Source organism: Novosphingobium sp. PhB55 (assembly GCF_004368805.1).
GTDB lineage: Bacteria > Pseudomonadota > Alphaproteobacteria > Sphingomonadales > Sphingomonadaceae > Novosphingobium.
In genome coordinates, this window is sequence record NZ_SODQ01000002.1 from 436,074 (window position 1) to 459,231 (window position 23,158).

The 23,158-nt window shown below is 67.4% G+C and carries 15 protein-coding genes; 8 read left to right on the forward strand and 7 right to left on the reverse strand.

Going from position 1 to position 23,158, the window contains the following annotated elements; genetic code table 11:
- Nucleotides 1-27: 27 nt before the first annotated feature.
- Complete coding sequence (locus EDF57_RS06310; protein WP_134093506.1) at nucleotides 28-1,086, reverse strand: LacI family DNA-binding transcriptional regulator; 1,059 nt, start codon at nucleotides 1,084-1,086, stop codon at nucleotides 28-30.
- A gap of 212 nt (nucleotides 1,087-1,298) precedes the next feature.
- Between EDF57_RS06310 and EDF57_RS06315 the strand changes: the two genes are divergently transcribed.
- Genes EDF57_RS06315 through EDF57_RS06325 form a run of 3 tightly spaced genes read left to right on the forward strand, consistent with a single transcriptional unit; the run spans nucleotide 1,299 to nucleotide 5,291 of the window.
- Nucleotides 1,299-2,723, forward strand: coding sequence for an MFS transporter (locus EDF57_RS06315; RefSeq protein WP_243840912.1), 1,425 nt, complete (start codon nucleotides 1,299-1,301; stop codon nucleotides 2,721-2,723).
- Nucleotides 2,720-4,645, forward strand: a complete 1,926-nt coding sequence (locus EDF57_RS06320) for a glycoside hydrolase family 3 N-terminal domain-containing protein (protein WP_134093507.1) — start codon at nucleotides 2,720-2,722, stop codon at nucleotides 4,643-4,645. Before EDF57_RS06315 ends, EDF57_RS06320 begins: the two co-directional genes overlap by 4 nt.
- A gap of 43 nt (nucleotides 4,646-4,688) precedes the next feature.
- Complete coding sequence (locus tag EDF57_RS06325) at nucleotides 4,689-5,291, forward strand: HAD-IA family hydrolase (protein WP_134093508.1); 603 nt, start codon at nucleotides 4,689-4,691, stop codon at nucleotides 5,289-5,291.
- Between the two features lie 40 nt (nucleotides 5,292-5,331).
- On the opposite strand, the gene EDF57_RS06330 is transcribed toward EDF57_RS06325, so the two are convergent.
- The 6 genes from EDF57_RS06330 to EDF57_RS06355 all read right to left on the reverse strand — a co-directional run bounded on the left by EDF57_RS06330 (nucleotide 5,332) and on the right by EDF57_RS06355 (nucleotide 15,313).
- Complete coding sequence (locus tag EDF57_RS06330; protein ID WP_134093509.1) at nucleotides 5,332-5,514, reverse strand: hypothetical protein; 183 nt, start codon at nucleotides 5,512-5,514, stop codon at nucleotides 5,332-5,334.
- Between the two features lie 94 nt (nucleotides 5,515-5,608).
- Nucleotides 5,609-8,611, reverse strand: coding sequence for a TonB-dependent receptor (locus EDF57_RS06335; protein ID WP_243840913.1), 3,003 nt, complete (start codon nucleotides 8,609-8,611; stop codon nucleotides 5,609-5,611).
- A gap of 174 nt (nucleotides 8,612-8,785) precedes the next feature.
- The gene (locus EDF57_RS06340) at nucleotides 8,786-9,781 is read right to left on the reverse strand and encodes a N(4)-(beta-N-acetylglucosaminyl)-L-asparaginase (RefSeq protein ID WP_134093510.1); all 996 of its coding nucleotides are present in this window, start codon (nucleotides 9,779-9,781) and stop codon (nucleotides 8,786-8,788) included.
- A 97-nt stretch (nucleotides 9,782-9,878) separates the two neighbouring features.
- The gene (locus tag EDF57_RS06345) at nucleotides 9,879-10,106 is read right to left on the reverse strand and encodes a hypothetical protein (RefSeq protein ID WP_134093511.1); all 228 of its coding nucleotides are present in this window, start codon (nucleotides 10,104-10,106) and stop codon (nucleotides 9,879-9,881) included.
- A 42-nt stretch (nucleotides 10,107-10,148) separates the two neighbouring features.
- A complete protein-coding gene (locus EDF57_RS06350; RefSeq protein WP_134093512.1) occupies nucleotides 10,149-12,479 on the reverse strand; it encodes a GH92 family glycosyl hydrolase in 2,331 nt (776 codons plus the stop codon).
- 146 nt (nucleotides 12,480-12,625) lie between these two features.
- Nucleotides 12,626-15,313: a TonB-dependent receptor gene (locus EDF57_RS06355; protein WP_134093513.1), complete on the reverse strand. Its 2,688-nt coding sequence runs from the start codon at nucleotides 15,311-15,313 to the stop codon at nucleotides 12,626-12,628.
- Nucleotides 15,314-15,671: 358 nt separating this feature from the next.
- Between EDF57_RS06355 and EDF57_RS06360 the strand changes: the two genes are divergently transcribed.
- The 5 genes from EDF57_RS06360 (at nucleotide 15,672) to nagE (ending at nucleotide 23,153) form a co-directional block, all read left to right on the forward strand.
- Nucleotides 15,672-16,409: a copper homeostasis protein CutC gene (locus EDF57_RS06360; RefSeq protein ID WP_134093514.1), complete on the forward strand. Its 738-nt coding sequence runs from the start codon at nucleotides 15,672-15,674 to the stop codon at nucleotides 16,407-16,409.
- Between the two features lie 197 nt (nucleotides 16,410-16,606).
- On the forward strand, nucleotides 16,607-17,653 hold the full coding sequence (locus EDF57_RS06365; RefSeq protein ID WP_134093515.1) for an SIS domain-containing protein: 1,047 nt from the start codon (nucleotides 16,607-16,609) through the stop codon (nucleotides 17,651-17,653).
- On the forward strand, nucleotides 17,653-18,792 hold the full coding sequence (gene nagA / locus EDF57_RS06370) for an N-acetylglucosamine-6-phosphate deacetylase (RefSeq protein WP_134093516.1): 1,140 nt from the start codon (nucleotides 17,653-17,655) through the stop codon (nucleotides 18,790-18,792). The genes EDF57_RS06365 and nagA overlap by 1 nt, the downstream gene beginning before the upstream one ends.
- A 27-nt stretch (nucleotides 18,793-18,819) precedes the next feature.
- Nucleotides 18,820-21,414, forward strand: a complete 2,595-nt coding sequence (gene ptsP, locus EDF57_RS06375; protein ID WP_243840914.1) for a phosphoenolpyruvate--protein phosphotransferase — start codon at nucleotides 18,820-18,822, stop codon at nucleotides 21,412-21,414.
- A complete protein-coding gene (gene nagE / locus EDF57_RS06380; RefSeq protein WP_134093517.1) occupies nucleotides 21,411-23,153 on the forward strand; it encodes an N-acetylglucosamine-specific PTS transporter subunit IIBC in 1,743 nt (580 codons plus the stop codon). The genes ptsP and nagE overlap by 4 nt, the downstream gene beginning before the upstream one ends.
- Nucleotides 23,154-23,158 lie beyond the last annotated feature (5 nt).

Below are 23,158 nucleotides of genomic sequence, written 5' to 3' on the forward strand. Positions count from 1 at the left end.
CCGCCGCCTTTTTATCTGTCCTGCGGCTTATCCGTCTTTGGGAGGCACGCCGACCGAATTGCGCTCGATCACGGTGAAGTCCACGTAGCTGGCCTCCACCGCGGCGCTTTTCCCGCCTTCTTCGCGCAAGATGCTGACGAGGCGCTCGGTGGCCCTTTCGGCGATGAGCGCCAGCGGCTGGCGCACGGTCGTCAGCGCAGGCCAGATCTTCACGGCGATCGGCGTATCGTCGAAGCCGATGATCGAGACGTCGCCGGGCACGGACAGGTTGTTGCGCAAGGCTACGTTGACGAAGGCCGCGGCCATATCGTCGTTACCGGCGATCACCGCCGTCACGCGGCGGTCCTCGATCAGCACGCGCTGCGCCAGATCGAGTCCGGCATCGAAGGTCGGGCGCGCCTCCCAGACCAAGCTCATGTCGGGAATGACGCTCTGTTCGCCCAGCGCGCGCAAATAGCCGCGCAGTCGCGAAACCGCCACCAGCGCGCCGGGCAGGGTGACGAAGCCGATCCGGCGGTGGCCCTTTTCCAGCAGGATCCGCGTCACTTCGTAAGCGGCCTGTTCGTCGTCGATCCGCACGCAGTCCATGTTGCGGAGATCGCCGCCGGGCGCCAGGGCGATCATCGCGGTATCGTGACGCTCCGGAATGCCCGCGGCGCTGACCATTTCGCAGAGCGGCGGCGGCAGCAGCAGCCCGTCCAGTCCGGTCTTCAGGAAAGCCTCCACGCCGCCGACCGGATCGGCCAGGTCGTAGGAGTTGATGATGAGCTGCGCGCCCAGGCGCGAGGCGGCCTTGAGCGAGCCGACCAGGATCGCGCTGAGCAGGGCGCTTTCGGTATCGCTGTGGACCAGCCCGATCCGCAGGGTGGCGGCGCTGGCCAGGGCCCGCGCGGCGCTGTTGGGCGTATAGTTGAGCGCCTTCACAGCCTTGAGCACGGCATCGCGGGTGTCGGCATGGACGACCGGCCGGTTGTTCAGCACGTTGGAGACGGTCATCGTCGATACGCCTGCCAGCTCGGCCACTTCGGCAATCGTGGGGCCGCCGCCGCCGCGCCGTCGTTTTCGAGGGGTCGTACCGCTTGTCATAATCGCCCCTGTCATAGGTTCCGGCCGCAATTTGGCAAGGATGTGCCCGGCCGATGCGATTTGGTTCGAATTGACCAACAACTGCGTTGACAATCCCGGGAATGCGGTTAGTTGTAGCGCTAAATACTCGCTTGTCCATTGCCTTTCGGGTCGCACCAGAATGGCGCCGCACGAACGGCGCCGGGCAAGACAAGAATACAGGGATGGGGACTATGCTGCAGACCGCGAAGGATGCCGCGCTGAAGACGGCGCCGGAGATGACGGTTCCCGATCCGGTTTTTGATCCGGTTCCCGATCCCGATGGCGGCAACTGGCCCCCCGCGCGCGAAGCCTGGACGGCGGCGATCCTGCTCATGCTGGCCTATACCCTGGCCTTCGTCGATCGCCAGGCGCTGGCGCTGCTCGTGCAGCCGATCAAGGAAGACCTCGGCGCTTCCGACACGGCGATGAGCCTGCTCTACGGGTTGAGCTTCACCTTGTTCTACGTGATCGTCGGTATCCCGGTGGCCTGGCTGGCAGACCGGTCCAACCGCCGCAACATCATCGTCGTGTCGATCTTCGTCTGGAGCCTCGCCACCGCGGCCTGCGGCATGACCCGCAGCTATGGCGGCCTCTTCGCCGCGCGCGTCGCGGTGGGGACCGGGGAGGGGGGACTGAGCCCCGCCGCCCACTCGATCCTGGCGGACTATTTCCCGAAGAACCGGCTGGCGCTGGCCATGGGCGTCTACAACATGGGCGTCTACCTCGGCGGGGCCGGTGCCCTGATCCTGGGCGGGCTGATCGCCGGGGCGGTGCCGCCGTCCTCGGAAATCGCCATACCGGTGCTGGGGACGATGAAGGGCTGGCACATCATCTTCCTGGCGCTCGGCATTCCCGGCGCGCTGCTGTCGCTGGCGATGCTGTTCGTGCGCGAACCCGTTCGCCGTGGCGGCGCGCCGAAGCTCGCGGAGCCGGCCGGCCATGAGAATCCCGGACGGAAGGGAAGCGCAAGCGTGGCCCAGCTGTTCGGCCAGCTCTCCGCCCACGGACGCGCCTACTTCGGCATCATCGTCGGCTTCGCGCTTATGATCTTCGTGGGCAACGGCACCGGTGCGTGGATCCCGGCCTTCCTCGAACGCTCCTACGGCATGTCGATTTCGCAGATCGGCGCCTCCTACGGCTGGATGGTGTTCTTCTGCGGTACGAGCGGCGCGCTCTGCGGCGGCTTCGCCGGCTCCTGGCTGCAAAAGCGCGGAGTGGTCAACGGCAACCTCCTGGCCGCGGTGATCGGGTTCACCGCGCTCATTCCCCTGACGATCGGTTTCCCGCTCATGCCGACGGCCGGGCTCGCGCTGGCGGGCGTCGGCGGCATGAACTTCTTCGCCGGCTTCAACTTCGGCGGCGGACTGGCCACGCTCCAGTCGCTGACCCCCAACCGCATGCGCGCGCAAGTCTCGGTGATCTACATGCTGGCCATCAATCTGGTCGGCTCGACCCTGGGGCCGACTTCGGTGGCTCTGGTTACCGACATGGTCTTCGCCGATCCTTCGCGCCTGGGCCTGTCGATCTCCATCGTCTGCGCCGTGGCCTCGCCGCTGGCGCTGGCGGCGCTGCTGTTCGGCATGTCCGGCCTGCCGCGCGGGGAGTGCGCGGCATGAAGGCGCGGCGGAGGAAGGGCCTGCTCGGCGGCCTGGTACTGGCGGCGCTCTGCTGCGGATCGGCGCAGGCGGCCGAATGGCGCGACCTGAACCACAACGGGCAGAAGGACCCTTACGAGGATCCCGAGGCCCCGATCGAGCGCCGCGTCGAGGACCTGCTCGGCCGGATGACGCTGGAGGAAAAGACCGGCACGCTGGCGCATGGCACGCTTCCGGGCGCCGGGCCGACGCCGGGGGCGGCGATCGGCATTTCCGCCGGCGGCTACGACATGGCCAAAGTCCGCGACCTGGTGGGCCGGGATCACATGTCCAGCTTCATCACCCGGCTGGACCTGCCCCCCGCCCAGTTCGCCGAGCAGAACAACGCCGTCCAGCGCGCGGCAGAGGAGAGCCGCCTCGGCATTCCGGCCACGATCAGCACCGATCCGCGCAACCATTTCCAGGCGGTTGTCGGCGCCAGCACACGCGGCAAGGGCTTTTCCGCCTGGCCGGAGACGCTCGGCTTCGCAGCGCTGCGCGACGAGGCGCTGGTGCGGCGCTTCGGCGCGGCGGCGGCGCGCGAATATCGCGCCGTGGGCATCCACATGGCGCTTTCCCCGCAGGCCGACATCGGCGTGGAGCCGCGCTGGCCGCGCATCACCGCCACCTTCGGGTCCGATCCGTCGCTCGTGTCGCGCATGGCCGGGGCCTATGTGGAAGGCTTCCAGGGCGGACGGGACGGGGTGACGCACAGCGGCGTCGCCACCATCGTCAAGCACTGGGTTGGCTATGGCGCCGCGACCGAGGGCTATGACGGGCACAATTACTATGGCCGCAACGTCACGCTCGACAACCGCGAACTGGCCGAGCACATCCGCGCCTTCGATGGCGCCTTGGCCGCTCACAGCGCGGGCGTGATGCCCACTTACGTCGTGCTGCACGGCGTGACGCTGGACGGAAAGCCGGCCGAGCCGGTGGGGGCCGGTTTCAGCAAGCCGTTGCTGACCGGGCTGCTGCGCGGCGGCAAGGGGTTCGACGGGCTGATCGTCTCCGACTGGTCGATCACGCGCGATTGCCCGGAACGCTGCTCGGCGCCGAGCGCCGAGGCACCGCAGATGCCCAGCGCCATCGGCATGCCCTGGGGCGTGGAGGGGCTGACCGTGGTGCAGCGCTTCGCCAAGGGCATCAATGCCGGGCTCGACCAGTTCGGCGGCATCGACAGTCCCGATCCGATCACCCAGGCGGTGAAGCAGGGGCTGGTGAGCGAGGCGCGGATCGACGAATCCGTGCGCCGGGTGCTGCGCCTGAAGTTCGAACTCGGCCTGTTCGACCAGCCTTTCGTCGATCCCCGCCGCGCAGAGCAAGTGCTGGGCGATCCTGCCGTGAAGGCCGAGGCCGACGCTGCCCAGCGCGCCAGCCAGGTCCTGCTTCGGAACGAAGGCGGTATCCTGCCGCTGCGCCGCGGCGCGCGGGTCTGGCTGCAGGGCCTCGATCCCGAGGCGGCGCGGGCGGCCGGGCTGGAAGTGGTGACGCGGCTGGAGGATGCCGATGCGGCCCTCGTCCGCAGCGCGGCGCCGTTCGAGACGCTTCACCCTTATCACTTCTTCGGATCGCGCCAGCATGAAGGCAGGCTCGAATTCCGCGATACCGACCCGGATATGCAGGTGATCCGGACCGCGGCGGCCCGGGTTCCGGTCATCGTCGCAATCGAGATGGACCGCCCCGCCGTGCTGACGGCGATGGTCCCCCATACGCGGGCCATTCTCGCGACCTTCGGCGCCAGCGACGCCGCCGTCGCGGACGTGGTCGCCGGAAAAGCCCGGGCGCGCGGGCGCCTGCCCTTCGACTTGCCCCGCTCTCCGGTCACCACCGCAAGCAGGACTGCGCGGGACAAGCCCCTCTATCCGCGCGGGGCCGGCCTCGGCGCGGCGCCTGGGGACTGACCACCGCCTTTCCATTCGCGCCGCAGGGCACTAGGCTGGGGTCATGCCTCAGTTCCAGAACCGTGATTTCGCCGCCTTCCTGTTCGACATGGACGGCACCATGGTCGATTCATCGCGGGTCGTCGAACGGGTCTGGACCGCGTGGGCCCAGCGGCACGGCATCGATCCCCAGCCGTTGCTGGCGGTTTGCCACGGCGTGCAGGGCAAGGACCTGATCCGGCGCTTCGGCGGCAGTGGCCTCGATCTCGCAGCGGAACTGAAAGGCATCGAAGCGGCGGAGATCGCCGATCTCGACGGCGTGGTGGCGATCGCGGGGATCGCGGATTTCGTGAAGCGGCTTGCGCCCGGATCCTGGGCCATCGTCACATCGGCGCCGCGCGCACTGGCGGTGAAACGGCTTGAGGCCGTGGGCGTGCCCTTGCCGCAGGTCATGGTGGCGGCAGAAGACGTGACTTGCGGCAAGCCCGATCCGGAAGGCTTCCTCAAGGGTGCGGACCTGCTGGGCGTTCCCATCGAAGCGTGCCTGGTCTTCGAGGATTCTCCCGCCGGCGTCGCTGCTGCGCGGGCCTCCGGGGCACGGGTGGCGATCGTGGGTGACCGCGTCGAGGCGGGCGAGCACGAACCGGTGCTTTACTGTTATCCCTGAGCGGGCGGCCGAGCGGGCAGGCTGGGCGGGCTTTGCGCGGTCAGAAGTCGGGATCGAAGCCGGCGACCGCCTGGAGTGTCTTGCGCCTGGGGGGCGGAGCATCCGCAGTGCCCTGCCGTTCGTCCTGCACCGGCGATACCGGCTCCGGATTCCCGGCCGAAACCGGAACCTTCCCATGCGGCGAAGGGCGCGGCGGGGCCGTGGTGGCTTTATCGCCTGTCATGACGTCTCCTCATGATGCTTCCTGCTTCGATGCAGCGGGGGGCAAAACCGGAACCCGCGGCGGCGGGCTCCGGTTCGTTCCTGCGTCTTGCCGGTCAGAAGTTGACCGTGGCGCCGATCGCGAGCTGGCGGCCCAGCGAGTCATAGCGTGCCGACAGCGTGTTGCTGCGCGACAGGCCGTAGCCGTAGGAGTTCGGCAGCAGCGGCGGCAGCTTGTCGAAGATGTTGTTTGCCGACATGCGGAGCGAGAACGCCTCGTTCACGCGGAACGTCAGCGCCAGGTCGAAGTAGTTCTGCGCGCCGATGCGGTAGAACGTCTCACGCTCGGTATCGGCGTTCCCACCCAGTGCCGGATCGTTCGAGTTGCTGACGTTGGTCAGCGGACCGACATAGCGCCAGTTGAACGAGGCGTTGAAGAAGCGATCCTCGGTCGTGTACGTGGCGCGCAGCGAGTGCGTCCACTTGGGGATCAGCTGGCCGCAAGTGCCGCCGTAGTATCCGGCGCAGTTGTACTTCGGCAGGATCGGTGAGTCCTGGCCGCCCGCCAAAGTGGTCAGCGAGCCTGCGAAGTCCAGCGCCAGCGTACCGTACTTGCCGAGACCCGTGGAATACTGGCCCTGGAAGTCCCAGCCGTGCGACTTGCTCTTGTAGTAGTTGGTCGTGCCGCCGCGAATGTAGCCGCTGGTCGGGTTGGTGCTGGGGTTGCTGGACAGCGTGCCGTCGGCATTGCGCACGAACATCGAGCAGAAGAACTCGCTGCCGGTCTGGAGGCAGCCGTTCGAGAAGTAGTCGTAGTTGTTGTAGCCGATGGAATCGTCAAGATCGATCAGGAAGCGATCGATCGAGACGACCAGGCCGGGCACGAACGAGGGCTTGAGCACGACGCCGAAGGTCTTGGTGTAGGCCGTTTCCGGGTTGACCGTGTAGCCGCCCGAGCGAACGGTGCAGCCGACGTCGGTCGGGCAGACCAGGGTCGGGCTGCCGTAGAGGCTGTCCGCCAGACCGGTGGCGGCGCAGACTTCGCGCGAGGCGGCCGGGGCGCCGTAGACGGGTACCTGCTGGCCGTTGGCGCCGGTGGTGTAAGTGACCGTCGGCGCACAGATGTCGTTGTAGGTCGGCGTGATCCGGTCGTAGCTGATGTTGGAGCCCTGGTAGGCTTCCACCACGGTCGGCGCGCGCTGGGCCTTGTTGATCGAGCCGCGGAAGGTGATGTCCGAAATCGGCGACCAGATCGCTTCGGCCTTCCAGGTGGAGAAGGTGTCCGGGTTGGAGCTGTACTTCGACAGACGGAACGCGCCGTTGAACTGCAGCAGTTCGGCGAAGGGCTTGTGCTCTACGATCGGAACCTGAACTTCGACGTTGCCTTCCCAGGCATTCTGGGAAAGGTTGCTGTTCGATCCGCCCCAGTTCTTGCGCCAGACGTCGTCGGCGTAGCTCTTCAGCTTGTCCTCGCGGAACTCGGCGCCGATCGCGATGGCCACGCCCTGATCGGCCCAGGGCGACTGGATGCCGTAAGTGCCCAGGTCGCCCTGTACGGTGGCAACCGCGTTATAGAGGGTGTTGATCGTGGTGCTGGTGCCGAACTCGGTCAGGTAATCCAACAGGGCCTGGCCGTTGGTGGCCGAGTTGGCGCTGAAGGCGTCGAAGGGAAGGCAGCCATCGGCCGAGCCGGCAGCGCACTGCAGCTGACCGTTGACGCTGACGACATTGAGGGCGTTGTTGACACGGTCGTAGTTGGGGCGGCCCCAGGTGGTGTCCATGCGGTTGCGGGCGTAGACGCCGCCCACATCGTAGCTCCAGCCCTGTGCGAACTGGCCGCGCACGCCGGCGGTCGCGCGCAGGCCCAGGTTGAGGTAGGAATCGGAGACCGGGCGCGCATTGTTGAAGCGATAGCGCACGTCGAGCGGGGCGAGCGTACCCGTGCCTGCATCGGCACCACAGATGGTCTGCGCCTGCGAGGCCGACATCAGCGGATTGTTGCAGTTGACGAAGTATGTCGTGCCTTCGCCATAAGTCTCGGAATTCAGCACGCGCGCCGGATAGGGATTGGACGAGCTGTCGCGGAACCACATGACGCTGCCGTAGAGTTCGGCGGCGTCGGACAGTTCGAAGGACGTGAAGCCGCCCGCATTCCAGCGCTTGTTGGCGCGCTGGAATGAATAACCGTCATAGGGATTGGCGGCATAGGCGTCGCCATAAGGCAGGAGCGTGCCGGAGCCGTCCGGATTGTTGACGAACTGTTGGCCGTTGGCAGCGCCCGAACGGGGCGAAATGTAGCCGTAGGGCGTATACGTCGAGGTCGTGCACCCCAGCGGGCCGTCCTTGCCGGTCTGAATGAGTTCGCAACCTGCCGTCTCGCGCGCGGTGAACGGCACCAGCGCCGCTTCGCGATAGTTGACGTAGCCGCTGATGTGGAAGCGGCCGTCGAACAGCTTCTTGCCGACCGTCAGCGAGATATCGGAACGGCCGCCGTCGATCGCGTTGCCGCGCGCCGGCTGGTCGAAGCCGTACTGGCTGGCGACGTCCGAAATCAGCGTGCGCTTGTTCTTGTGCAGGTAGAAGTTGTAGTTGCCGTTGAGCTGGATGCCTTCGAAATCGTCATCCATGATGAAGTTGACGACGCCGGCGACCGCATCCGAACCGTAGACGGCGGAAGCACCGCCGGTCAGCACGTCGACGCGCTTGATCAGCGAGGTCGGGATCATGTTGGCGTCCACGCCGTTCATGGTGCCCACGCGCTTGCCGTCGATCAGGGTCAGGGTGCGTTCGAAGCCGAGGTTGCGCAGCTTGATGCGCTGGCGGCCGTCGGAATCCGAGTAGTTCTGCTGGCTGTCCGGCGCGATCTGCGGAATGCGGTTGAGCACTTCCTCGATGTTGACGGCGGCCTGGGCGCGGATCGCGTCGTTGGTGACGGAAGTGATCGGCGCGGCGGCCGTGGAGTTCGGGCGGTTGATGCGCGAACCCGTGACGACGATCGAGCCTGCCGAACTGCCCGCGCTATCGGCTGCCTCGGCCGGTGCCGTATCCTGCGCCATGGCCGGCGTGGCCAGACCGGCCATGCAGGTGGTGGCCAAGAGTATCCTGGTGATCTTCCTCATTCGAGAACCCTTTTTCCCTGAAGTGATGGGCCGCCGTGTGCAGGTCGGCCTTGTCGCCTACCGGTCGTTATCGACCGGACTTGTCGGTCCCCGGTCGCTATCGACCGGATTTGTCGGTGCCCGGTCGTTGCCGGCATTTCCTCTTGCGTTATCGATCGATTCCAGGTCGGCGCGTCAGGCGCGGCGCAGGCTGTCCGACGGGTGGACGGCCGTGCGACCGGCGGCGTCCGTCACCGCGTAAGTGAATCCGGGCTGGATGGCGAAAGCACCGACGCGGCCGTCCCTGTCGATCGCCAGGAATGCGACCTGGGCGTCCTTCACGGCGTCTCCGCGCAGCTTGACGATATGTTCGACGGCTTCGCGGCATGCGGCCATTGCCGACATGCCCATCCGCATCGAGCCGACCACGCGGGCCGCCCCCGCGATGCGTGTCACTTCCTCGCCCACGCCCGTGGCCGTGGCGGCGCCGACACCCGGCTCCACCAGCAGTCCGCAGCCCGATTGCGGGGAATCGCCGACCCGGCCGCGCAGCTTGTAGGCCATGCCGGAGGTCGTGCAGGCGCCCGCCAGCCGTCCCTCCGGGCTGCGCGCGAGAATACCAATCGTATCATGGTCCAGCTTGGAACCGCGCTGGTTCTCGATATTGGCGACGGGTTTGTATTCGGCCGTCCTGAGCCATTCCTTCCAGGCGGCTTCCGCCTCGGGAGTCAGCAGGTCCTGTGCCGCGAAGCCCTGTTCGCGCGCGAATTGCGCGGCGCCTTCGCCCACCAGCATCGTGTGCGGCGTACGCTCCATCACGCGCCGGGCGACCGAAATGGCGTGGACGTAACCTTCCAGCGCGGCGACGGCGCCGGCGTGGCCGCGGTCGTCCATGATGATGGCGTCCAGCGTGACATGGCCGTCCCGGTCCGGATAGCCGCCCATGCCCACGGAGTGGTTGGAAAGGTCCGCCTCCGGCACTTGCGCGCCGGCCTCGACCGCGTCGATCAGCGTTCCGCCGGCTTTCCAGCGGCCATAGGCGGCCGCATTCGCCGCGGCGCCGAAGTCCCATGTGGAAACCACGAGGGCCGGGCTGTGGCTTTCGTTCGACGGTGCGGCCGCGCGCGCCGTTCCAGCCACGGCGGCTCCGGCCAGGGCCATGCCCAAGGTATCGCGACGCGAGATTCCCATGCCCAGTTCCTCAGCCAATACCGCCGCTTCCCTTTTCGGCGGCTGAAACCGGCAGGCCCTTCCCAAAGCCTGTCCTGCAACAGAGCTGTCATAGGTATTAAATAAATTCAATTCCAAAAATCAAATTGGCATTATATTTTTCCGTAATTTGGCGAAATATGTCGCTAATTGGTCTCACGCTAACGCCAGAACGCGAAGCGCCGCGCGGAGCCATGGCCTGCTCCGCGCGGTTAAGTTTTCCTTTTTTCCGAAACACCTTGCGTGCTGCCACTTGCACGGAAACGCGCGCCAGTGCCGCCGCCAGGATCCAGTCCGGCGGCGCCAATGAGGGGGCACAGTGAAGGCGGCTCTCGGTCCCGGAGGGCCGTCAATCCTGACGGGGAGGACGGCTCTGCAGGCGCTGTCCGAACGAAAGCTCGGGCACGTTCTGCATGTGGAATGTCAGGCGGCCACCCTTCATCAACTCCTCGTGGCGGATCCAGCAGCGGTCCAGCGACTTGCCGTTCCACTCCACCGGGCCGTAATAGGGCCGGTCCGAGCGGTTGCCCGGCGCGCTCACGATCAGCTCGCGGCCGTTGCCCAGCCTGACGCGCGCTTCCTCGAACAGCGGGCTGCCGAAGATATAGATGCCGCTGACGGGATCGACCGGATAGAACCCCAGTGCCGAAAGCACGTACCACGCGCTCATCTGCCCGCAATCGTCGTTGCCGATCACGCCTGCCGGTCGGGCGCGGTACATGAGCGCGAGCAGGCGGCGAACCATGGCCTGCGTCTTCCAGTGCGCGCCCGTCCAGGCATAGAGGTAGGCGACGTGGTGCGAGGGTTCGTTGCCATGGGCATATTGGCCGACCATGCCGCTGATGTCCGGCGGTGCATTCCTGGGCAGCGTGGAAGGCGCGTTGAAGAAGGCATCGAGCTTGGCCTCCAGCCCGGCCGGACCGCCCATCGCCTCGGCAAGGCCGTGGACGTCGTGCTGGTTGAGGAAGGTCGCCTGCCAGCCGTTGCTTTCGGTAAAGTCGCGCCACTTGTCCGAATGGCCGAGTTCCACCGGATCGTAAGGTTCGGTCCAGGCGCCGTTGTCCAGCCGGGGCCGGGCGAAGCCGGTGGCGGTGTCGAACACGTTCTTCCAGTTGCCGGAGCGCGCCTTCAGCCGTGCGGCGTCGTCCGCGGCGCCCGCTGCCCGGGCGATCCGGGCGGCGGCATAGTCGTCATAGGCATATTCGAGCGTGCGGCTCACGCTTTCGAACACCTTGTCCGCCGGGACATAGCCCTTGGCGTCGTAGTCCGGGATGCCGCGCGCATTGTCGAGCACGGGCATGGTGAAGTCGAACGAACGGCGGCGGATGTTCGGCCAGGCGGCGGCGTAGTCTCCGGGAATGCCCTTGGCCATGGCTTCGGCCAGTACCGGCACCGCATGCCAGCCCATCATGCAGCCGGTCTCCACGCCCTGGAGCGGCCAGACGGGCGGGCCATAGGGGCTCTGCTGCGTCTGGCGAACGAGGTCGGCCACGAATTCCCCGACTCGCGCCGGGCGCAGCAAGGTCTGCAGGGGATGGAAGGCGCGATAGGTGTCCCATAGCGAATAGGCGCTATAGGCCGTCTCGCCGGGGGCCAACTGGTGCACCTTGCGATCAAGCCCCATGGTCCGGCCGTCCACGTCCGAGAACAGCGTAGGTCCGATGGCGGCGTGATAGAGCGCGGTGGCCATGATCGTGCGCTGTTCCGCGCTGCCGCCCGTCACCGAGACATGGGACAGTTCGCCGGCCCAGGCGCGGGCAGCGGCCTGGCGATAGAGGTCGAAGTCGAAGTGCGTCGCTTCCGCCGCCAGGTTCGCGCGGGCGCCCGCCACATCCACGGCCGAGACGGCCGTGCGCACGACGATCGGCGCGCTGCCGGCATCGTCGAAATGGACTGCGGCCTTCAGGCGCCGGCCCTTCACTTGCGCGCTGCCCGGGGCTTGCGGGGCATCGTCGTCGCCGAAGAAATCGATGCGGCTCGGCGGGCGCGAGAACTGCATGGCGAAGTGGATGCGCCGCCCCTTGGCCCAGCGGAACACCCGCCGCTGCCCGGTGAGCGTGCCGTCCGCATCCAGGGCGAGTTCCGCATCGTCGATCAGCGGATGCTTGTCCGAAGAATCCAGCACGAGGTGCGAGAGGTCGATCAGCAGATGCCCGCCGCTGCCATCGGCGGGATAGACATGACGCTGGATGCCGGTGCGCAGCGTTGCGGTCAGTTCGCTGGCGACGCCGTTTTCCAGCTGTACGCGGTAATAGCCGGGCTCCGCCGCCTCGTCGCTGTAGCGCAGGCGATAGCCTTCGTCCGGGCGGTCGAGCGGTCCCGGCCGGAGGCGCACTTCGCCGCGGCAGGGCATGACGAGCACGTCCAGCATGTCGCCGATGCCGGTGCCGGACAGATGGGTATGCGAAAAGCCCAGCAGCGAGGCGTCGCCGTGATGATAGCCCGAGCAGGTGTCCCAGCGCGCGGTATCGGTATCCGGGCTCAACTGCACCATGCCGAAAGGCAGGGTGGCGCCGGGGAAAGTATGACCATCACCGCCGGTGCCGATGAAGGGATCGGCTTTCGCGGCCGGCTCCGCCTCGGCGGCCAGAAGCCGCGCCGGTGCGGCGGGAACGGCGGCGGCCAGCAGCGCGAGGCGGCAGGATCCGGACATCAGGCGGCGGCGGGAAAGCGCGGTCATTCAGGCATCCATTCAACTTTCAAAGGCCGTTGCGACCCGAAAAGGGCGGCGCCTGTCCACCGGGTCAAGCCCGTGGACAGGCGCCGGCCCGTGTGCCTGCAGGTCTCAAGGAGGAGGAGAGGGACCTGCACGCTTTTGCACGGGACTTAGAAGCTGAACTGGGCGGTCGCGGCGAAGACGCGCCCGTTCTTGTAGAAGGCCGTCGGCGCGCTCTTGCTGCCACTGTAGGAATAATATGTCGAATCGAGCAGGTTCTGCGCGTTGGCCTGGACCGTGAAGTGGTCGTTGATCTTGTAGGAGATCGATGCGTCCAGCTGGTGATAGCCGTCGGTCGAATCCACCGAGTCCAGGCGGCCGATGCCGGTGAAGTAGTGGCTGCGCCAGTTCCAGCTGACGCGGGCCTGGAACGGGCCCTTCTCGAAGTAGGGGATCACGTTGATCGTGTGCTTCGAGAGATAGGGCAGGTTCAGCACCGCGCCGTTTTCGCCCGTGCCGCCCTTGGCATCGGCGAAGGTGTAGTTGGTCAGGATGCCGAAGCCGCCCCAGATCGGGGTCTGGAAGCCCAGCGACACGCCGTTGACGGTGGCGTTCGAGGCGTTGACCGGGCTGGAGACGATATAGGTCTCGTTCTGCTGGGTCAGGTTGTTGAACAGCACCTGCTGGCTGGTGGTGGTGACGATGTAGGATGAGATCTCGCGGCGGAAATACTCGGCCGAAAGCAGCGCGCTGTGGCCGAAGTACCATTCGGCCGAAAGCTCGTAGTTCGTCGAGGCATAAGGCTTGAGGTCGGTGTTGCCGCCGCTGGCCGTCAGCTGCGTGTCGTTGCGGCTGAAGGCGCCGGCGAGCTGGCCGTAGCGGGGACGGGCGATGACCTTGGCGATCGAGCCGCGGACCTTGATCTGGTCGTTGACGTCCCAGCTCACGTTGATGCTGGGCAGGCCCTTGAGATAGTCGTTCTTCGCACGGGCCGGCGAATAGCTGTCGCTCTCCGCGGTGTAGAGGTAATAGTCCGAGACATCCTGGGTATAGACCGCGCGGTAGCCCAGGTTGCCGCGGATCGGCCCGGTCTCGAAGTCCAGCTGGACGTAAGCGGCGGCCGACTTCTCGTGCACCTTGAACGAAGTGCCCTCGTCAAGGCCGGTGTCGACGTAGAGGCCGTTTTCCAGCGTGTCGATCACGTCTCCGCTGCGCAAGGTGGCGAACTGGTTGGCGTTGCCGCCCGAGCCCAGGCCCTTGAACAGGCCCGAGGGCGTGAGCGTATAGTCGTAGTCCGCCAGGCTGATCGGATCGGTCAGATAGACCTGGGAGCCGGTGGCCCTCAGGCTGTTGACGTGGTCGGATGCCTTCACGCCCATGCGCACGGACTTGAAGAAGCCGTCCTCGACGTCCCACTTGGCGTCAAGCTGACCGTAGGTTTCCTTGTCGCGCTGGCGGGACGTGGCGATGCCGCCGATCTGGTAGGCTTGCACCGTGCTGCCATCGGGCAGGGTGACAGGCCGCAGGTCCGAGCGGAAGAAGGCCGTCGGATCGGTGGGCGCGGTGGAATACGTCACTGCAGTCTGGTTCTGCCCGTAGCTGTAGCTGAAGGGCATGTTGGACTGGAGGTTCATCAGGTATTCGGGATCGGTGCCGCCCGTGGCCTTGGTCCAACCCACATTGCCGGAAAGAGTCAGGCTGTCGTTCGCCTTCCAGGTGGAGGCGAGGTTGTAGCTGTCCGTCCGCACTTTGGTCTTGCGGTAGTTCATGTCCAGCTGCGAACTGGTGGAGGGCAGGTCGGTCGCGCCGAAGGAGGCGTTAGTGACGAGGCCGTTCGAGATCGTCGCCGATTGCAGCGCCCCGGCGGCCCAGGTGGGTACGACGTACTGGGACTGGCTGAAGTTGTTGTAGGTGCCTTCGATGTGAAGGCCGGTCAGGTCGAATTCGAGGCGGTCGCTCGGCGCCCACTGCACGGCGAACTGGCCGCCGATGCGCTCGCGCGTCTGCTTGAAGTAGGCATGGTTGATGCCATAGGGATAGCGTGCAGCGGCGAGGTCCGCCGCGGTGCCGCCGGTCAGCACGGCATCGGGGTTGTTGAGCGTGACGTTCCCGGCCGCATCGGTCGAGGTGAAGTCGGAACCGCTGTTGTAGCCGAAGTATTCGACGCCCGCGCGGGCCAGCGAGTCCTTGTCGTAAGTCCCGGCGACGAGAATGCCGAAGGTCGCGCTGTCGTTCTTCCAGCTATAGAGCAGCGAGCCGCGCGGATTGCCGATTTCGGAGCGGTCGTTGTAGCCGTAGCCGATCGAGCCGTTGATGGTGTTCTTGTCGAGGTCCAGCGGCTTGCGGGTGCGCACGATCACGGTGCCGCCCAGCGAGCCGTCGTCGATGCGCGGTTCGGGCGACTTGAACACCTCGATCTGCGAGACGATTTCCGGCGCGAGCAGGGAATAGTTGAACGTGCGCCCGGTCACATCGCCGGCATTGCCGCCCCAGTCGGCCGAAGCGATGGAATGGCCGTCGATCAGGACGCGGTTGAGCGCGGGATCGGTGCCCTGAATCGAGACGCGCTCGCCGATGCCGAACTGCCGGTCGACGCTGACGCCGGGAATGTGCGACAGCGATTCCGCGACGTTGCGGTCGGGAAACTTGCCGATGCCTTCGGCGGTGATGACATCCACGACCGCATCGGCATTGCGCTTCACGTTGATGGCATTGGTCAGCGCGTCGCGGATGCCGGTGACGACGATGGCGCCCGCGTCTTCCGGAGCTGCCGGCTGCTGGCCGTCCTGGGCAAACGCAGGGGCGGCGAATGTCACGGTGGCGCCGGTGGCCAGCAAAGTCGCGCGTGCGAATTTCATCATTGTTTCCCTCATGGCCCGAACCTGTCCCCGCGCTTCAGCATCTATTTTGTGAGGAATGCGCGCCGACTATTTCCTGTGACAATGCCAATATCATTCCAATGTCATGGTTGAATGTCACCAAAATAGATCCTGATGTCTATGGGAAATTTTCTCGTCATCGGGCAATGGTGGCCGTGGCGCGTTAAACCGCGGAAATGCGTGGCAAGCGCTGGTGGCGCTGTTGCCCAAGCGGTGGAGCGCTCAGGCAGTGGATGCGGGATGGGGTAGTGCGAAAGGCCAAACTATGTCCAATTCGTGGGCAACCGAATCGCCCCGGAGAAAATCGCGGGGCGTGGCGTCATGAGGAAGCGGCGAAGTGCTTGAAGTCTGTGTCGAAGATGCCGCGGGCATTGCCGCGGCGGTTGCCGGCGGCGGAGACCGCATCGAGCTTTGCAGCGGGCTCGCCCTGGGCGGTCTGACGCCTGCGCAATCGCTGGTCCACCTTGCAGCGGCCGCGCCGATCCCGGTCCACATGCTCTGCCGCCCGCGTGAGGGCGACTTCGTCTATGATGCGCAGGAAGTTGGCCAGGTGATGGGCGATATCGATCTGGCGGCGCAGGCCGGGCTGGCCGGCGTCGTGATCGGCGCCGGGTCGGCGCAGGGTCTGGACCTTGCGGTTCTGGGCGCGTGGATCGACCATGCACGGCGCGCCGGCAGCGCGCGCGGGGCTCGGCTTTCCCTGACCCTGCACCGGGTCTTCGATCTGCTGGATGACATGGAGGCGGGTCTGGAGCAGGCTGTGGCCCTGGGCTTCGATCGGATCCTGACTTCGGGCGGGGCTGTCCGGGCGCCTGACGGTGTGGCCATGCTGGCGCACCTGCAGGAACTGGCGGCGGGCCGGATCGTCATCCTGGCCGGCGCGGGGGTGTCTCCGGAGGCTGTTCCCGCGCTTCGCTCGGCTGGAATCGCGGAGTTTCACGCCTCTTGCCGCACGCCGGGGGAGGCAGGTTCGGGCGGTGCGCGGCTGGAGGAACTGGGCTTCCAGAAGGGGCCAAGGGCGGTGACGAGTCATGCGCAAGTCGCCCGGTTGAAACGCGCTATCGAACGCACGTGAGGGGGTTGAGCGGAGCCGGAAAACCGGTGCTCTACTGGGAGACGTGAAGAAAAACGGTCGGAACCGGTGCAAAACAGTTTGCGCATCGATCGGACTTCGGGAATACCAATATAGAACTTATACCAGATTGGTAGGCCGTCGCTTCCGGCTCGACTTCATGGTCGGCCGGCGACGATGCGCAGGAGAGTCCCCCAAAGATGCTGACTGACACCGCAAGTCCTTCGACGTCCCTCATGGCCCGGGAAGCGGCCGAGGCTGCAGAGGCCGTCCGCCGTTTCCTGGAAAACAACCGCGCCGCCCTTGCCGCCCTGGCGGAGGACCTGCGCGCCAATCCGCCCTCGGTGGTGGTCACTTGCGCGCGGGGTTCGTCCGACAATGCCGCGACTTATGCGAAGTACCTGATCGAGACGCTGGCCGGCATCCCGGTTTCCTCTTCCGCGCTCAGCGTGTCTTCCGTGTTCGGCGCGGAGATGCAGCCGGGGCGGGTTCTCGTCCTGGCGATCTCGCAAAGCGGCCGCAGCCCCGATCTGCTGGCCGCGGTGGAGGCGCATCGCCGCGCCGGGGCGCGGGTGGTCGCGCTCGTCAATGACGCTTCCGCGCCGCTGGCCGACCTTGCGCACTGGGTGCTGCCGCTTCACGCCGGCCCGGAAAAATCGGTGGCCGCGACCAAGTCGTTCATCGCCTCGCTGGCCGGGGTGGCGGCGCTGACGGCGCAGTGGACGGGCGATGCCGCGCTCGGCACGGCGCTCGAACGGCTGCCCGCGGGGCTGGAAATCGCGGCTCGCACGGCACCCTTCGATCTGGTGGAAGGGCTTTCCGGGGCGAGCAATCTCTTCGTGATCGCGCGCGGATACGGTTTTGCCGTGGCGCAGGAAGGGGCGCTCAAGCTCAAGGAAACCTGTGCGCTTCACGCCGAGGCCTATAGCGCCGCCGAAGTGCGCCACGGCCCGATGACGATCATCGACGCGGGCTTCCCCATCGTCGCCTTCGCCACGTCGGACGCCAGCGGCGAAAGCGTGCGCGAGGCGGCCCGAGAATTTGCGGGGCGCGGCGCGCAAGTCACTCTGCTCGACGCCGCGCAGCCCTTTGGCGAGAGCACGCTGGCCGCGCTTGCGGGCCATGCGGCGCTGGAGCCGTTGCTGATGATCCAGGCCTTCTATCCGCAAGTGAACGCGGTTTCGCTTGCACGCGGGCTCGACCCGGACAATCCAGCCCACTTGCGCAAGGTCACCGAGACACTCTGATGAAGATCGCCTTCGCCAACGGCAACGTCTACCTGGGCCGCGCATGGTCGCGGGATGCCGTCGTGACCGTGGAGCAGGGGCGCATCGCCGCGGCCGTGCCGGGCCACGCGCCCGATGAGGCCGACGAAGTCGTCGATCTCGCCGGCGGCTGGCTGCTGCCGGGCTTCATCGACGTTCAGGTGAACGGCGGCGGCGGGGTGCTGCTCAACGACGCGCCGACCCCGGAAGGTATCGCCGCGATCGCCGCCGCCCACGCGCGGTTCGGCACGACGGCGATGCTGCCCACCCTCATCAGCGCCACGCCCGACGTGATTGCGAGAGGTCTCGACGCCACCGACGAGGCCATTGCGGCGGGGGTTCCCGGCTGCATCGGCATCCACGTCGAAGGGCCGGTGCTCAACGCGAAGCGGCGCGGCATCCATTCCGAGGGCAACTTGCGCAAGCTGGACGACGCCATGGTCGACCTGCTCATCCGGCCCCGCGCGGGCCGCGTGCTCTTCACCATCGCGCCGGAATATCTCCACGCCGATCAGGCCAGGGCGCTGGTCGCGGCGGGAGTCGTGCTGGCGATGGGCCACTCCGATGCCGATTACGAGACCGCGCGCGCGGCCTTCGGCATGGGCGTGACGGGCGTGACGCACTTGTTCAATGCCATGTCGGCGCTGCACCATCGCAATCCCGGCATGGTCGGCGCGGCGCTGGAGAACCGCTCGGCCTGGTGCGGGCTGATCGCCGATGGCTACCATGTCCATCCCGCCGTCATGCGCATCGCATTGGCAAGCCGCCCGCTCGATCGTTTCGTGCTGGTCACCGACGCCATGCCCTGCGTGGGTTCGGACCTTGAGCATTTCACGCTCGACGGCCGCGAGATCACCGTGGCGGATGGGCGCTGCGTGGGCGCCGACGGCACGCTGGCGGGTGCCTCGCTGGACATGGCCGGCGCGGTGCGCAATGCCGTGGACATGGCGGGCCTCTCGGTGGCGCAGGCGGTCGACATGGCCACCGTGCAACCGGCCGAATTCCTGGGCATCGCCGCGGAAAGAGGCACGATTGCCGCCGGACGCACCGCTGACTTCGTCCAACTCGACCGCGCCATGGCGCCGCAGGCGACCTGGATCGCGGGCGAGCGGGTATTCTGATCCGATCACGGGGAAATAGCCAATCCGATGACCGCCGCCGTTGCCCATACCATGACCGCCGACCGCACCAGCCCGTCCGGTGAAGCCGTGATCACGATCCTTGCCCCGCTCGAAGGCTGGCTGGCGCCGCTCGATGAAATTCCCGATCCGGTCTTTGCCGGGGGCATGGTGGGCGATGGCGTGGCCATCGATCCGACAGGGTCCACGCTTCATGCGCCTTGCGCGGGCATCGTGGCCTCGCTCGCCGCGACCGGCCATGCCGTGACCCTTCGCCTCGAGGAAGGCGCGGAAGTGCTGGTCCACCTCGGCGTCGATACCGTGGCCATGGCCGGACGTGGTTTCACGCCGCTGGTGGTGCCGGATGCGGCCGTGGCGGCAGGCGACCCGCTGGTGCGCTTCGATCTCGACGCCGTGGTGACCGGCGCGCCGAGCGCGATGACGCCGGTGCTCCTGTTGGCCGGCGAGGAATGGGCGCTGGACTGGAAGCGCGCGCCGGGCCCGGTCGCGGTGGGCGAGGCGGTGATGACCTTGCGCCGCCTGGCCGCTTCCGCGAACGGCGGGGCGGAACAGTCCGAAACACCTGACGGGGAACTGGTGCGCGAGCTGCTCGTGCCGCTGCGCCACGGTATCCATGCCCGCCCGGCCGCACGTCTGCGGCAAGTGGCGACCTCGTTCGAGGCGGCCGTGCGCGTGGAGATCGCGGGCAGGTCCGCCAGCTTGCGCAGCCCCGTGGGCGTCCTGGCGCTGGGCATCGCGCTGGGCGACCGGATTTCGCTTCACGCGCGCGGCGCGCAGGCCGCCGAAGTGCTCGATGCCTTGGCAGCCCTGATCGCTGGCGGCATGGGCGAACTGGCGGAAGAGGGCGAGCAAGCCGTCCCGCCGCCGGTGCGCGCGGCCGCAGCGCCGGTGCAGCGCCGCGTCACGCAGGTTGCGGCTGATGGCACGGTGGCCGGAGTGGTCGCCGCGCCGGGCCTGGCCGTTGGCCGCGCGGTCCACTACCGCCTGGGCGAGATCGCGGTATCCGCAGGCTCCGGCGATCCTGCGACTGAACGCGCGGCGCTGGACCAGGCCTTGGCGGCCTTGCGCGCAAAGATCGCGCGGGAGAGCGAAGGCGCGGCGCAGCATGCGGCCTCGATCCTCGCGGCCCATGCCGTCATGCTGGAGGACGAGGACCTGCTCGCCGCCGCGCATGAAGCCATGGCACAAGGCAAGAGCGCCGGGGCGGCCTGGCGGCTTGCCATCGGCGAGCAAGTCGATCTCCTGCTGCGTTCCGGCGATCCGCGACTGGCCGAGCGGGTGGACGACATGCGCGATCTGGAACGGCAGGTGTTGGCGGGGCTGAGCGGCGGCGATGCCACGGGCTTCGCGCTTCCCGAGCAGGCGGTGCTTCTGGCCGAAGACCTGCTGCCTTCGCAGCTCATGGCGCTCGATGCCGGGCGTCTCGCCGCGATCTGCCTGATCAACGGCGGCCCGACCTCGCATGTCGCCATCCTCGCGGCCGGCCTGGGCGTGCCGATGCTGGTGGCGATGGGTACCGCGCTAGACGACATCGCGGACGGTGCGCCGCTGGTGGTCGATGCCGCTGCCGCCCGGCTGGAGACGGCCGCGTCGCAGGCGCGGATCGACGGCGTTCGCGCGCAGATCGCCGCGCAGGCCGCGCGCCGCGCCGCAGCGCTGGAAGCGACCGGCCCTTGCCACACCGCAGACGGCAACCGCATCGAAGTCTTCGCCAATCTCGGCTCGCTGGCCGATGCACGGCAGGCCATGGCGAACGGCGCCGAAGGATGCGGTCTGCTGCGCAGCGAATTCCTGTTCGTGGACCAGCCCCGCGCGCCCAGCGCCGCCGAACAGGGCGAAACGTACCAGGCGATCGCCGATGCCCTGGAAGGCCGCCCGTTGATCGTGCGCCTGCTGGATATCGGCGGCGACAAGCCCGCGCCCTTCCTGCCGATGCCGCAGGAGGAAAACCCGGCCCTGGGCCTGCGCGGTATTCGCGTCGGCCTTGCCCATCCCGATTTGCTGGAAGCGCAGGTCGAGGCGATCCTGCGGGTGCGTCCGGCCGGGCAATGCCGGATCATGGTGCCGATGGTGGCGAGCCTTTCCGAACTGCGCGCGGTGCGGGCGGTGGTGGAAAGCGTGGCGGCCCGACTGGGACTGGCGGAGCCGGTTTCGCTGGGCATCATGGTGGAGACGCCCGCCGCCGCCGCCACGGCGGACATCCTGGCGCGAGAGGCCGATTTCCTCTCGGTCGGCACGAACGATCTCACCCAATACGCCCTGGCCATGGACCGCGGCAATGCGGCCGTGGCCTCTGCCATCGACGGTCTGCACCCGGCGGTGCTGCGCCTGATCGGCCTTACATGCGAAGGAGGCGCGCGCCATGGCCGCTGGACCGGCGTTTGCGGCTCTTTGGCATCGGACCCGCTGGCCGTGCCGCTGCTGCTGGGTCTCGGCGTGGGGGAACTGTCCGCCACGCCGGCGCAAGTTCCCGATATCAAGGCGCTGGTTTCGACGTTGAGCCTGGAGGACTGCCGCGGGCTTGCGGCACGGGCGCTGGAATGCGCCTCGGCCGGGGAGGTGCGCGCATTGTCACGCGAATTTCTGAAGGAGCAGGGGGCATGAGGCGGGTTCTCGAAACATTGCAGCCGCTGGGCCGTGCGCTCATGCTGCCGATCGCGGTCCTGCCGGTAGCGGGCCTGCTGTTGCGGCTGGGCCAGCCCGACCTGCTCGACATCGCGCTGCTGAGCGCGGCGGGCGATGCGCTGTTTTCGCACCTCGGCCTGTTGTTCTCCATCGGCGTCGCCACGGGCTATGCGCGGGACGGCAATGGCGCGGCCTGCCTTGCGGGCATCGTCTGCTTCCTGGTCGCTACCGAAGGCGCCAAAGTGCTCATGCCGGTACCGCCCGGGATCGATCCCGCGCTGTCGAAGGATGCTTTCGCGGCGGCGGTAGCGGCGGCCAAGAGCCAGGCCATCGGGCGGCTCGACGTGCCGATCGGCATCGTCTCGGGCCTGATCGGCGGCAATTTCTACAACCGCTTCTCGGGCATGAAGCTGCCGGAATACCTTGCGTTCTTCGGCGGACGCCGGTTCGTGCCGATCGTCTCGGGCGTGGCCGGCCTGCTGCTGGCCTGCCTGGTCGGCCTGGGCTTTCAGCCGATCGCCACCGGGATCGACGGCGTCAGCCACGGCATCACCGGCCTGGGCGGAGCGGGCCTGTTCCTGTTCGGCCTGATCAACCGCCTGCTACTGGTGACGGGCCTCCATCACGTCTTCAACAACCTGTTCTGGTTCGTGTTTGGCGACTACAACGGCGCCCACGGCGACATCCGCCGCTTCTTCGCGGGCGATCCGACCGCCGGCAGCTTCATGACCGGCTTCTTCCCGGTCATGATGTTCGGCCTGCCCGCGGCCTGCCTGGCGATGTACCGCGCGGCGCGGCCCGAGCGGCGCAAGGCGGTGGGCGGCATGTTCTTCAGCCTGGCCCTGACTTCGCTGCTGACCGGCGTTACCGAGCCCATCGAATTCAGCTTCATGTTCCTTGCCCCGGTGCTTTACGCGATCCACGCGGTGCTGACCGGCCTTTCGATGTGGCTGACCGATGCCCTTGGCATGCATCTGGGCTTCGGGTTTTCCGCGGGCCTGTTCGACTATGCACTGAACTTCGGCAAGGCGACGCGCCCGCTGCTGCTGCTGCCGGTGGGGCTGGTCTATTTCGCGGTCTATTACGGCGTTTTCGCTTTCGCCATCCGCAAGCTGGACCTCAAGACCCCCGGGCGCGAGGACGAGGATGTGGCGGCTCCGGCCCCGACCCCGGCCCTGGCGGCGGGAGAGAACCCGGCTGGCGACACGCGCGGCGGCGCCTACCTCGCCGCGCTGGGCGGCAGCGGCAATCTGGTGGAGGTTTCCGCCTGCACCACGCGCCTGCGCCTCATCATCGTCGATCACGGCGCGGTGGACGAGGTGCGGCTCAAGGCGCTGGGTGCGCGCGGAGTGATCCGCCCCTCGGACAAGGCGCTGCAGGTGATCCTCGGCCCCGTGGCCGACATCGTGTCGGTGGAGATCCGGGAAGCCATGGCGGCGGGCCCCGCGCCCATGCCGCAAGTCGCGCGCGCCGCGGCGGCTGCGCAGGGCGCACAGCAGATGCCGCTTCCGGCGGCTCTGGTCGAGGCTCTCGGCGGCGCGGCCAACTTGCGCGGTGCGGCCCGGTACGGCAATCGCCTGAGAGTGGAACTCGCGGATACCGCCGCCATCGACGCGCCCGCGCTTACTGCCGCGGGCGTCCGCGCCCTGGGCACGACGGAAGCTGCGGCGATCCACTTGCTGTTCGCGGCGGCCGATCTGGACCGGCTTGCCGCCTGACCCTT